Here is an 11,121-nt window from a genome sequence, read left to right on the forward strand (position 1 = left end):
TGAACGGCTTTCCAGCGCCACGGGCTTCTTCATGCAGGGGCCGTTGTTGATTACGCCGAAGGTTTTTGGCGACGGGCGGGGCTTCTTCTTTGAGAGTTGGAACCAGCAGGTTTTTGCTGAGGCCCTGCTGGCCGATGGCCAGCCGGCGCCTGAGTTTGTGCAAGACAACCACTCCCGCTCCAGCCGCGGGGTGCTGCGGGGCCTGCATTTCCAGCTGCCGCCCCACCCCCAGGGCAAGTTGGTGCGCTGTGTGATCGGTGAGATCTTTGATGTGGCGGTCGATATCCGCCGCGAGTCGGCCAGTTTTGGCCAGTGGGTAGGGGCCCGCCTCAGTGCCGCCAACTACCAGCAGCTATGGGTGCCGGCCGGATTTGCCCACGGCTTTCTGACCCTTAGTGAGCAGGCCGAAGTGCTCTACAAGACCACCGACTTCTGGAGCAAGGACTGCGAGCGGGCGATCCGCTGGGACGATCCCCAACTGGCTATCAACTGGCCCCTCGGGGCTGAAGAAGGGTTGATTGGGCCGCAGCTCTCGGCTAAGGATGCCGTGGCGCCTTTAGTGGCTGAGCTGTAGCCAGTTCAGGTTCTCGAAGCGTTTGAAATCACGATCAAAGCTGACAAGCCGCCAGCCATTGGCGATCGTGAGGGTTGCCATCCTTACTCCGGGTTGCTTGCAAAACGCCAGTAGGAGAGCGGAGGCTTCCGCAGAATTCATCACCGCCTCACCCATCAGTTTTGGTTGACTTAGAAGACGGGTCAATCCCAGAGCTGTGACGGTGCAGAACAACACCTGGCTAGAAGCGTGTTTCTCCCAGTAGTGCAAAGCCTGCGCGTGGTGAGGGTGTTGTGCGGCAGCCAAGGCCAGCCAAACATTGAGATCGGGGAGATCCGCCGAATCAGTCAGGGAGGTCAAGCGTCCAACAGTTCAAAGAGCGAGGCGTTGTTCAAATGGGAGCTGGCAATGGCCAGGGGTTTGTCCAGCTTGGGCAGAGTGTTCACAGACCGGTTGGTTGTTTCCGTCGGCGCGGTTGTGTTGAGGCCCTGTTCCACGTAGCTGTGCAGGAGTTGCTTAAGCGTGACTTGTTCGACCGCCGCGCGAGCTTTCAAGCGGGCAAATAGTGGATCGGGCAGCTCCAAGGAGGTACGCATAGCGAAGGCTGTGGAGATGCGCATTTTAATGCGCATCTCCACGTTCATCCGTGCGGCCAACGCTGCTGAGGCACCGCTTTTAATTCCGTGCAGGCTGTGCGGAATTAAGTAGTGATTGTTCGCTACCTGCAGCACGGCGTCAAAGCCCACAATAGTTTGGATCTTGGCCCTGCTCCAGCCATGAAGGTGCTGCTCACTGGAGCTGCCGGCCAGCTGGGAGAGGCCCTGATCGCCTCCAGGCCCCCAGGGGTGGATTTGGTTGCCACTTGCCGCAATGGGGGCGATGGCTTGGTGGCGTTGGATTTGGCGGACGCCGCCGCCTGCCGAGAGGCCGTGCTGCAGCACAGGCCCGATTGGGTGCTGAATGCCGGCGCCTACACAGCGGTAGACAGGGCCGAAAGCGAGCCCGAGCTGGCGATGGCCGTTAATGCCGGCGCCCCCGCAGCCTTTGCCGCTGCCCTGGCTGAGCTTGCCTTGGCTGACGGCAAAACTGGCCGGCTGCTTCAGGTAAGCACCGATTTTGTGTTTAACGGCGCCCAGGGCAGCCCCTACAAGCCAGAGCAAGCCGTGGATCCCCTGGGGGTTTATGGCGCCAGCAAGGCGGCGGGGGAAACGGCGGCTTTGCAGCTGCCGGGGGCGCGGGTGCTGCGTACGGGCTGGGTGTACGGGCCAGTGGGTAAGAACTTTTGTCTCACGATGCTGCGGCTGCATCGCCTCAAGGCCGCGGCTGGCGAAGCCCTTGGCGTTGTGGCTGACCAGGTTGGCTGCCCCACCAGCACCCTGACTTTGGCTGAAGCCTGTTGGCGGGCGCTGGGGGTGGGCCTGGAGCCGGCTGCGGCAGCTGCCTTGCCGCAGGTCCTGCACTGGAGCGATGCCGGAGCCGCCAGTTGGTACGACTTCGCTATTGCCATTGGTGAACTAGGCGTGGCGACAGGGCTGCTTGACCATGCGGCCCAGGTGCAACCGCTCACCACCGCTGAATACCCCACCCCGGCCCAGCGGCCCAGCTACTCCTTGCTCGATTGCACCGCCAGTCGTGCGGCCCTGGGGCTGGATCCTTTGCATTGGCGCCAGGCTTTGCGGGAAGTTTTGACCAAGATTGCGGATCAAGTTTTGGCCTAAACGCTTACCAGCCAGTGGCTTCGGCGAAATTGGGGTTCATCAGTATCCAAGGCGACAAAGCCGTCTATGTCGCCTCTCTCCAGGAAGTTGGTCAATTGACCAACTTCCGTTGCTATTTAGCCTGGTCAAATATTGCCAGTGTCCATGACTACATCGAATGTGCGTTGGCTGCAGAGGTTGGAGAATTACGGGCGGGCGCTGGCTACCTTGCGACGGGCGCTTGAGACTGCACGGCAGCGACCGCTGAGCGAGCTGGAAGAGCAGGGCCTGATCCAGGCATTTGAATTCACCCACGAACTCAGCTGGCTGCTGCTCAAGGACTACCTGGTGGATCAGGGGGTGAGCGGTATCAGTGGTTCGCGCGATGCTGTGCGTGAGGCTGTGGTGCGGGAGTTGCTACCCGTCGGCAGCGAGGACACTTGGATGGCAATGATCCGCAGCCGCAATCTCACCAGCCACACCTACAACCCTGATCTCGCCCATGAGATTTCAGCCCTAATCGTGCAGCGCTATGGGCCTGCCCTGCTGGAGCTGGAGGGGCTGTTGCTGGAGCGGGCTCAGCGGCGATGAGCGACCCCAACGCCCTTGGGGCCCATCCCGCCATTGCAGGACTTCCGCATGACACCACTTCCCAGATTCTGGAGCTTCTGGCTGAGCGGCCCGCCATCCAGCGGGTTGTGCTCTATGGCTCCAGGGCCTTGGGGCGGCATCGTTCCGGCTCTGACATCGACCTTTGCCTCGAGGCTCCGGAGATGGGGCTAGCCGAACTACTGGTGCTGGGTGCCCAGCTCGATGACCTTCTCCTGCCCTGGCGAATTGATCTGCAGTTGCGCCATTTGGTCCGCCATTCGGGATTGCTGGAGCACATCGATAGGGCTGGGATCGTTTTGCATCCCTAGGAAGGTCGACAATCGCGCAGAACTCGGCCTCCTTGGCCAGGCTCAAGGGGATGTTGGGGCTACAGACGTGCCTGCAGATCGGCTGGGCTGAGGATCAGCAAAGGGTTCACCGATCCTTGAAGGCAAAGAAGATCTGAATCCCCACTCACCAGAACCGGTGTTTTGGCGGCTAAGGCCAAATCGAGGAACATCTGATCATGGGGATCGCGAACGCGATGGTCGCTGCTGGGGATTGATTCCGTCCAGCTTTCACACCACGGCAGTAGGTCTTCCAGCAGGCGCTCCCGATCCTCCGAATCCAGCCTGAATTTGGGATAGGCCAACACCCGCAATAGTTTCCTCCTTACGGGCCCAGTTCACGGCATCGGCTAAATCGGCGTCGCTGATCTCCAGTTCGACCAGACCCGCCTGCTCAAGCACCGTTTTGGGCAGGGTGAGCTGGTTTTTGCTGGTGCGCTCGGCAAGCCCATAGGCTGGAATCACTGATCAGGCCGCTGTGGACGCTGCTCTTCTCCCCTCTGGCATCCAGCGGGTATTGGTTACCGGTGGGGCCGGTTTCATCGGTGGGGCGGTGGTGCGCCGGCTGCTGACGGACAGCGAAGCGCTGGTGTTCAACCTCGACAAGCTCGGCTACGCGAGCGATCTCAGAAGCATTGAGCTCACCCTCGCCGAGCTGGGGCAAAGGGGACTCACAGCCAATGGCGATTGCCGCCACCAACTCCTAAAGGTGGACCTCACCGATGCTGAGGCAACGGCCGCGGCAGTGAAGCAGGCCGACCCGGATTTGGTGATGCACCTGGCGGCCGAAAGCCACGTGGATCGCTCGATCGCAGGGCCCGGGGCCTTTATTGAGAGCAACATCAACGGCACCTTCAACTTGCTCCAGGCGGTGCGGGCCCACTGGGAGCAGCTGCCAGAGGAGCGCCAAGCCGGCTTCCGCTTCCATCACATCAGTACCGATGAGGTGTTTGGCTCCCTGGGGCCCGAGGGTCGCTTCTCTGAAACCACCCCCTACGACCCCCGCAGCCCTTACTCGGCCAGCAAGGCCGCCAGCGATCACCTGGTGAGTGCCTGGCACCACACCTATGGCCTACCGGTGGTGCTCACCAACTGCTCCAACAACTACGGCCCCTGGCAGTTTCCCGAGAAGTTGATCCCGGTGGTGATCCTCAAGGCAGTGGCCGGCGAGCCGATTCCCCTCTATGGCGATGGCGCCAACGTGCGCGACTGGCTCTACGTGGAGGACCACGTGGAGGCTCTACTGCTGGCGGGCACTCGCGGACGGCTTGGAGAGAGCTACTGCGTGGGAGGCGGCAATGAACGCAATAACACCCAAGTGGTGCAGGCGATCTGTGACCTGATGGACCAGCTGCGGCCCGAGGGGGCGCCCCATTCAAGGCTGATCACGCCTGTGAAAGACAGGGCCGGCCACGATCGCCGCTACGCCATCGATCCAGCCAAGATCAGCACTGAGTTGGGCTGGAAGCCGCGCAATAGCTTTGAGCAAGGGTTGGTGGCAACCGTAAATTGGTATTTGGCCAATCAAAAATGGTGTGCAGCCATGACGGACCGCGCGAGCTACAGCGGTGAGCGCAACGGCGTTCAACCTTGGATGGTGTGATCATTCAACTGGTACGCGAATGTCCGCCTGGCCATGGTGGCGTGGAGCGTGTAGCTCATGAGCTGGCTTCGGCTTGGCAAGCTAGTGGTGACTTGACCTCCACAATTTCTCTGCAGCCCTATTCTCCATCGGTCGACGACCCTTCGCTGCCTGTGCAATATCGGCGCAACAGTCTGCCGAGCATCCACTTTGGTCGGCAGCTTTTAATCCCTTTGCCATCGCGACGTCTATGGACTGTGCTCACTAGTGCAGAGGTGCTACATGTTCATCTTCCATGCCCTGGTTTGCTCGTGGTGAGTGTGCTTGCTAGACTGTTTAAACCGTCAAGAACAATCCGCCTGCACTGGCATGCCTTTCTGCAGCCTCCTAGAGGACCTCAAGGCGGGTTGATTAGCGTCTATCAATGGCTTGCTCTACGTTGGGCAGGGTTTGGTGTTCAGGCCGTTGTCACTACCTCACCGGTGGTCGCTGAGGCCCTTGTTCAAGAGGGCGTCAAGCCTCAAAAAGTGGTTGTCTTGCCCTGCTGCCTAGGGGAGCTGCAAGAGCAACTTTACACCAAGATCGCCGAGGAACGCCGCCATTGGCATCTTCGCAATGAACAGCAGCCGCTTCGGCTGCTGTTCATTGGCAGACTAGATAGTTACAAGCGGGTAGATTGGCTGATTGAAGCTTGTGTAGAGACGAAAGTTGCTGAGCTCCATGTTGTCGGTGATGGGCCTATGCGCTTGCAGTTAGAACGGATGGCGCAGGCATGTGAGATCAATCAAGTGGTTGTCTTTCATGGCCGTATCAGTGAAAATGAGAAATTGATATTGCTACGTGATTCGGATCTGCTAGTGCTCCCTGCAGATTGTAGTAATGAAGCCTTTGGTATTGTGCAGTTGGAGGCGATGGCCTGCGGGGTGCCAGCGCTGGCTTTTGATATTCCCCGTTCAGGAATGGCCTGGGTGAGTGGGCTCAGAGAATTTCTTGGTTTGCCATATTTAACATGCAATAACCTGGTTGAATCTATTGAGCTTTTGTCCAGAAATCCTAAGCTATTATTTGAGGCATCAAAAGCTGCGCAATGCCGATATTTGGATACATTTTCAAGGAAAATTTGGCAGGTCAATCTTGTTGCTTTGCTCGCGAGATGATAATTAGCAATCTTTTGCCTTATGTTCCTGGGCACTCAGGCTTTTCAAGTTATGTCAAGCGCGTGTTGCCTGGCTTGCCCGGTTTTCGTCTATTGGTTGGTGCCGATGATTGTGCCATCTGCAGGAATGATGATTGGCTGCCTGAGCAGCCTCCAAAAACGCAACCACTTGCTCTTCTGCACCAGTTAGCTTTTACACAGCATGGAGTAGATATCAAGGCTGCTCTAATAAAGGCTGGCCTTAATATGAATGATGTCCAGTCAATCTATAGCCCTTACTGCGATGCTTTGTTGTCAATACGCGGGACTCCACAGGTGATCACGTGCCATGACCTCACTCCCCTAGCTTATCCGAATAGCCGAAAAGCTGCGTTTCGCTATAAGATCTGGACCCCTCTTCACTTCAAGAAAGCAACTGCTGTGATTGCGATAAGTCGCTTCGTAGCCAATCAGCTGGTTGACTTTGGTGTGCCAGCTTGCAAAATTGAGGTGATTTATAATGGCGTAGCTATCGTACGAGAGCCTATTGCATCCGCGGCTAGTAATGACTTGTTGATTATCGCCCGCCACGACAGCAACAAGAATGTTGCGATGGTGGTTCACGCATTCGACCAATTTGTCCAGCAAAATTCTCATTGGAGAGGTCGACTTGTTGTTGTAGGGAGGGCGGGCTCAGAATCCCGACAATTGAAATTGACCATTGCTCAATTAAAAAATCCTGAATGCGTTGTCTTTCTTGAAAGTGTTACTTCTACTGAGTTGGTACAGTTGTTGCGATGTAGCTTTGCACTTGTATCTGCTAGCAGTATGGAAGGATTTGACTATCCGATTTTGGAGGCTAAGGCTGAAGGCTTGCCTACTATCATTAGTGATATCCCCGTGCATCGCGAACTCCATGGTGATACTTCCTTGTATTTTGAGCTTTCCAATGCTCCAAGGTCGTTTGGCTATGCCCTGGAGAGATTAGCTGGGGATCTTGTTCTATGGAATTATTTGGGATTGCAGGGCTTTAGATTGGCTAATAGCTTTAGCATTAGCGTTCAACAGCAGCAAATTCAAGACCTTTTGAATTGTATTCAATCCTAGTTTGGCATAGTTTTGAATGCTTTGTGTAGGCAGGAAAACCTAACCCCAATTCGCCCTCATTTATATACCATTTTGATCTATCAAGAGCCTAGCCGCGAAATTGACTATGAGTTTAGGGTGCTGATTCCCCTATTGACGCCTTCAGTGTTGGCATTTACTTTTTAGGATCCCTGGTTTATTCTTCCATTGATTCTATTGTTTGCATGAGGCATCGATGCTAGAATTGGAATGCATTAATCCTTAAGTTCATCATGGAGCAGCGCCTGAGTGTAAGGAAGGAAACTGTGCTGGTGACTGAGGAGCCAAAACTTCTTACGGGCCTAAAAATTGCTGTAACCGCGTTAGATTTGGAACAAACTGAGCATAGGGGAATTGCATACTTTTCTAAATCAGTATTAGCGGCTTTGTCAGAACAGGGCGCAGAAGTTTATTTATTGACCAGCTTTTTTGCCAATAGGTTGTCAAGGCGAGAGTTATCACTTGTATCCGACAACGCTTGTAAGCTAATAGTTTTGGCTGACATCTTAGATAAACTTGCGGCTCCAGCCTTATTACTCAAGAAGGCAAAAAATGCTACTTTTTCTCTTGGGTACTCCTTCAAGATTCTCCAAAAGATGGCTTCCCTTGCCCTAATGATTTTAACTTTCAAACTTAATAAAAGGGCTATGCTAGTGCCTATCCACAGGGACGTTACTGCGCCATATGTGTCTAATGAAAGGCTTGACTATCTTGATAATTTAACGGGTTTTATATCGGCACAGAATTGCTATCAAATTTTCTCGCTATGCTCCATATTTCGCCGACAATTTCTTCGTCCTAAGCTTATCTTTGAGGATGTAGTGATTGACCTTCTCTTGTCTTGTTCACCTCTTTCGACCGGAGTTATAAAAAATTCTGACAATAAGGCTGTACCCATTTTGCAAGTTATTCATGATATGTTCACGCTGGAATTTGCTCGGCACCCAGACAACCCTATACGATTTTATAATAGGTTGGTTGATGCCACAAGCGCCGATTGTTTTTTTGTTTCTGATGACTCAAAAAACAAGGTTTGCAATGTTGTTGATCGTGATCCAAAAAACAATCGGTTTACAACTCTGATTCAGCCTCCTTCGCTTAGTATTTCTTATCTGAATCAGGCTGCTGCAATCCCTAAGTATAGTGAAATCCCTGCCAATTACATCTTATTTTCTTCCTCAATCGTGCCTCGCAAAGGGGTTGATATTTTGATAAAGGCTTATAGAGAAACCTCTCTAAGCAAGGAGGGCGTTGGGTTGATTATAGCTGGTAAACTGCATGGTGATGAGTATGGGAAAGCGGTCACTAGTTTATGTTCGATAGATCCGAATATTAAGCTTTTGGGTTATGTTAATGAACTCGATAAATCTTGGCTTTATCTTAATGCAACTTTGCTTGTTTCCCCCTCGCTTAGTGAGGGTTTTGGTATTCCTGTTCTTGATTCAGCCGCGTTGGGTCTGCCCGTGCTTGCCAGTAATATCCCGTCACATAGGGAGATTGCTTTAATCCCAGCTTTAAGAGAGTGTATAGAGTTAGTAGATAATTATGATATTTTCCATTGGTCAATTAAGCTAGTAGAAGCTTGTCATACAGCATGCTTGCGCAGGCTACAGGATGACGATATGACTTCATCAAGATTAATTAGATACGCTCAATTGAAAGAGGAGCTTTTTAGTCAATTTTCCCAAAAAATCGGGCGTAAGGTTGTGAATATTTTAGCCTAGTGCATTGCAATTGCTATTCTTAATATACTTTAGTGGCAATCCGCGATTTAATCTAATTATTTTTAAAAATGTTGTGCCAATCATATCGGAATATGTTAGCTGATTGCCAGTGGGCTCATGCCTGTCTATCTTTAAGGCGCCATTGTCGCCGACAAGGTATTTGACTTCTGCCACTTTGTTGTATTTATTATCCGAGAGTGGTTGCTGGGAGGTACGATTTTATTGGCCTAAGATTATTCGACCAAGTATTGATTTGTTGAGTCGAATACGATCCCTACAGATTTTTTTCGAGTTGTTATTTCTGCTGTAACGATGGCTTTCAGGAATTATGATACCCCTCGGCTGCCACATAGGCTGTCTTGATTGGTTATCACGGGAATTGAGATCCACCCCGGGGCCCGGATAGGCGAGGGCGTGTTTATCGACCACGGCATGGGTGTCCCGTGTCAATCAGGTTGATGTGCGCTTTGCATCAGTAATTTGTTACCCGTTTTAATTGACGCCTGGTAACACCTTTTTGCTTCTTCCTGACTGGGTTTCCTGCCGCTGTGCTGCGTTCTCTAGGCACTCCTGCACTCTGGCCACGCGCCAATCCCTAATCCGGCGCTGCAGGGTGCGTTTGTGCTGTGGCCCATAACGCTCTGGATCCAGTTCGATCAGCCGCTCCAGGAGCTCCTGGCTGCCCACATCCGCTTCTGCCTCCAGCCATTGGGGGATGAGATCGGCATGAGCCTCAAAGGGATCCACTCGGCTGCGGCGGCCCTGCCGCGGCTTGTGCTTTTTCTGTAGAGGCCTGCTCTGGCGCCATAGGGCCTGTAAACCCTGCAGAAATCCCTCCAGCTCACGTTTCTCTGACTCGGGGCTTTGCCAGCTCAATGGATCCCCCGCCATGGCGCTGGCACGTTGGCCGCTGATCAACAGGGCCAGTCGGCTCTGGCAGCTGCGCATCGTGGCCAGCAGCGCTACCGGGTCACACCGCTTTCTGAGCTCCCTGAGGCCCTGGGCTTCCTCATCGCTGAGCACTCCGGTGCGCAGGAGCTGCTGCAGCGGTGTGCGCGGCGGGTGGTGCAGGCGCTTGATCCGGCCGCCTTCCCGCACGCTGCTTTTGAGCTTGAACGATGGCTGAAACAGATTGGTAAACAGCCTCATTGCCGCGTAGAGCTCTGCCAGCAGCTGGGCTGCCTCCAAGCCCACCAAACGTTCGTAGCCCACCACCCGGCGGATCAGCACCCCGTTCTTCTGCTCCACCGGGGTCCCCAGAGAATCCCGGGGACATGAGCCCCGGGATTCTCTGGGGTGCCCCACCCAAGCCTGGTCGTTGCTCTGGTATGCGCGGGAGCGGGTGAGTTCAATCCCCTGCTCCGGTGCATCGCACCACTGCTCCATCAAGGCGTTCATAAAGGCTGGGTCGTTATCCGCATCGATCCCGCGCAGGGGGAAGGGCAGTTGCTGCCGCAGCAGCTGGATGGCGGCCAGCACCGAGGCTCCATCGCGCGTGATCACCGGCAAGCTCTCGCTCCAGCCGGTGGCGATATCTGTGGCAACAAGGGTCCAGATGAACCGACCCTCCAGGCGGCCACCGCAATGGGCCACCAGGTCGATCTCCAACCAGCCTGGCTGCTTGTGGTCGTCCCAGCCATTAAACGTGCGCACCTGAACGCGCCGCCGCACGCCGCTGTGGGCCCGGGGAGGGCGCCGCCATCCATTGCCCCCACTGGACTGACGGACTGGGGCCAGCAGCCGATCAATCGTGGCGCTGCTCATCGTCAACACCCTGGCCCGCACGCCCTGCTCCAGTTGCATGTGGCCGTGGTGCTCAAGCGATTCCACCAACTGCGGCAGCAGGGCATGGAGGCGCTTGCCGCACAGCCGATCACTGGCCTCCCACAGAGGCACCAGCGCCTCAACTACCTCAGGGCCGTAACGGCGGCGGTGCTGGCCGCGCTGGCTGCTGTCCCGTGTCAATCAGGTTGATGTGTTGCGTCAATCTGATTGACCGGTAGAAGCGCTTGTTCTGAGCTCTACTGATTCCTGAGATCGCTGTTGGGATCGTGATCGTGACCAGGCTGTCGCGACGCGTCAATCACGTTGTGGTTCCGTCGTCAATTTCAAGGCTGGTGGCTCAGTTTTCGTTTCGTCGCCTTGGTTCTGCTGAGCTGGGGTGGTGGTGTCGTTGATCGTGACGGCCATGACGCCCGCGTCAATTACATAGGCGGGTCGTTCTGATCGATGGAAACCCCTGCTGCGGCTTGTTTTTGCCGATAGCTCTCGCCTTTGATTCCCACGATGTGGCAGTGGTGCACCAGTCGGTCCACAGCTGCCACAGTCATCGATCCGCTCGGGAAGATCTGATCCCACTCCCTGAAT

At 54.8% G+C, this 11,121-nt stretch carries 15 protein-coding genes and 1 pseudogene; 10 read left to right on the plus strand and 6 right to left on the minus strand.

The window, feature by feature from the left end:
- Positions 1 to 574: dTDP-4-dehydrorhamnose 3,5-epimerase (rfbC, locus tag KBY58_RS11505; protein ID WP_255004462.1), on the plus strand; the 574-nt coding region annotated here is incomplete at its 5' end.
- Here rfbC and KBY58_RS11510 read toward each other — a convergent pair.
- Together KBY58_RS11510 and KBY58_RS12970 are read right to left on the minus strand one after the other, a co-directional pair.
- A complete protein-coding gene (locus tag KBY58_RS11510; RefSeq protein WP_315858058.1) occupies positions 557 to 913 on the minus strand; it encodes a VapC toxin family PIN domain ribonuclease in 357 nt (118 codons plus the stop codon). The two genes, rfbC and KBY58_RS11510, sit on opposite strands and share 18 nt — an antisense overlap.
- Positions 910 to 1,299 carry a hypothetical protein gene (locus tag KBY58_RS12970; protein WP_315858059.1) on the minus strand — a complete coding sequence of 130 codons (390 nt, stop codon included), beginning with the start codon at positions 1,297 to 1,299 and terminating at the stop codon, positions 910 to 912. The genes KBY58_RS11510 and KBY58_RS12970 overlap by 4 nt, the downstream gene beginning before the upstream one ends.
- 30 nt (positions 1,300 to 1,329) lie before the next feature.
- Between KBY58_RS12970 and rfbD the strand changes: the two genes are divergently transcribed.
- From rfbD to KBY58_RS11535, 4 genes are read left to right on the plus strand one after another with little or no spacing between them, the layout of a single operon-like run.
- Positions 1,330 to 2,271 carry a dTDP-4-dehydrorhamnose reductase gene (gene rfbD / locus KBY58_RS11520; protein WP_255004463.1) on the plus strand — a complete coding sequence of 314 codons (942 nt, stop codon included), beginning with the start codon at positions 1,330 to 1,332 and terminating at the stop codon, positions 2,269 to 2,271.
- A 14-nt stretch (positions 2,272 to 2,285) separates the two neighbouring features.
- Positions 2,286 to 2,495 (plus strand): hypothetical protein, encoded by a 210-nt coding sequence (locus KBY58_RS11525; protein ID WP_255004464.1) that lies wholly within the window; start codon positions 2,286 to 2,288, stop codon positions 2,493 to 2,495.
- Positions 2,479 to 2,841 carry an HI0074 family nucleotidyltransferase substrate-binding subunit gene (locus KBY58_RS11530; protein ID WP_255004465.1) on the plus strand — a complete coding sequence of 121 codons (363 nt, stop codon included), beginning with the start codon at positions 2,479 to 2,481 and terminating at the stop codon, positions 2,839 to 2,841. Before KBY58_RS11525 ends, KBY58_RS11530 begins: the two co-directional genes overlap by 17 nt.
- Positions 2,838 to 3,170 carry a nucleotidyltransferase domain-containing protein gene (locus KBY58_RS11535; RefSeq protein ID WP_255004467.1) on the plus strand — a complete coding sequence of 111 codons (333 nt, stop codon included), beginning with the start codon at positions 2,838 to 2,840 and terminating at the stop codon, positions 3,168 to 3,170. Before KBY58_RS11530 ends, KBY58_RS11535 begins: the two co-directional genes overlap by 4 nt.
- Positions 3,171 to 3,229: 59 nt before the next feature.
- Here KBY58_RS11535 and KBY58_RS13180 read toward each other — a convergent pair whose 3' ends face one another.
- On the minus strand, positions 3,230 to 3,496 hold the full coding sequence (locus KBY58_RS13180; protein ID WP_409995756.1) for a putative toxin-antitoxin system toxin component, PIN family: 267 nt from the start codon (positions 3,494 to 3,496) through the stop codon (positions 3,230 to 3,232).
- Positions 3,420 to 3,653 (minus strand): hypothetical protein, encoded by a 234-nt coding sequence (locus KBY58_RS11540; protein ID WP_255004468.1) that lies wholly within the window; start codon positions 3,651 to 3,653, stop codon positions 3,420 to 3,422. The genes KBY58_RS13180 and KBY58_RS11540 overlap by 77 nt, the downstream gene beginning before the upstream one ends.
- 13 nt (positions 3,654 to 3,666) lie before the next feature.
- Between KBY58_RS11540 and rfbB the strand changes: the two genes are divergently transcribed.
- The 5 genes and pseudogenes from rfbB to KBY58_RS11565 all read left to right on the plus strand — a co-directional run.
- The gene (gene rfbB, locus KBY58_RS11545) at positions 3,667 to 4,791 is read left to right on the plus strand and encodes a dTDP-glucose 4,6-dehydratase (protein ID WP_255004469.1); all 1,125 of its coding nucleotides are present in this window, start codon (positions 3,667 to 3,669) and stop codon (positions 4,789 to 4,791) included.
- Positions 4,792 to 4,832: 41 nt separating this feature from the next.
- Positions 4,833 to 5,927, plus strand: coding sequence for a glycosyltransferase (locus KBY58_RS11550; RefSeq protein ID WP_255004477.1), 1,095 nt, complete (start codon positions 4,833 to 4,835; stop codon positions 5,925 to 5,927).
- The gene (locus tag KBY58_RS11555) at positions 5,858 to 7,012 is read left to right on the plus strand and encodes a glycosyltransferase family 4 protein (protein ID WP_255004471.1); all 1,155 of its coding nucleotides are present in this window, start codon (positions 5,858 to 5,860) and stop codon (positions 7,010 to 7,012) included. The genes KBY58_RS11550 and KBY58_RS11555 overlap by 70 nt, the downstream gene beginning before the upstream one ends.
- A 251-nt stretch (positions 7,013 to 7,263) precedes the next feature.
- Positions 7,264 to 8,754: a glycosyltransferase gene (locus KBY58_RS11560; protein ID WP_255004472.1), complete on the plus strand. Its 1,491-nt coding sequence runs from the start codon at positions 7,264 to 7,266 to the stop codon at positions 8,752 to 8,754.
- Between the two features lie 369 nt (positions 8,755 to 9,123).
- A pseudogene (locus KBY58_RS11565) lies at positions 9,124 to 9,195 on the plus strand (serine O-acetyltransferase); the annotation flags it as partial.
- A gap of 51 nt (positions 9,196 to 9,246) precedes the next feature.
- On the opposite strand, the gene KBY58_RS11570 reads toward KBY58_RS11565, so the two are convergent.
- Entirely contained in the window at positions 9,247 to 10,719 is a 1,473-nt protein-coding gene (locus tag KBY58_RS11570) for a transposase (protein ID WP_255004474.1), read from the minus strand.
- Between the two features lie 239 nt (positions 10,720 to 10,958).
- The coding region (locus KBY58_RS11575) for an ATP-binding protein (RefSeq protein ID WP_255004478.1) at positions 10,959 to 11,121 on the minus strand (163 nt) is incomplete at its 5' end.

The organism is Cyanobium sp. HWJ4-Hawea, from assembly GCF_024345815.1.
Taxonomy (GTDB): domain Bacteria; phylum Cyanobacteriota; class Cyanobacteriia; order PCC-6307; family Cyanobiaceae; genus Cyanobium_A.

Excerpts from the sequence above, each read along its gene's own strand:
- KBY58_RS11555 (WP_255004471.1), top strand. The coding sequence starts at position 5,858 with ATGCCGATATTTGGATACATTTTCAAGGAAAATTTGGCAGGTCAATCT.
- rfbD (WP_255004463.1), top strand. The coding sequence starts at position 1,330 with ATGAAGGTGCTGCTCACTGGAGCTGCCGGCCAGCTGGGAGAGGCCCTG.
- KBY58_RS11535 (WP_255004467.1), top strand. The coding sequence starts at position 2,838 with ATGAGCGACCCCAACGCCCTTGGGGCCCATCCCGCCATTGCAGGACTT.
- KBY58_RS11560 (WP_255004472.1), top strand. The coding sequence starts at position 7,264 with ATGGAGCAGCGCCTGAGTGTAAGGAAGGAAACTGTGCTGGTGACTGAG.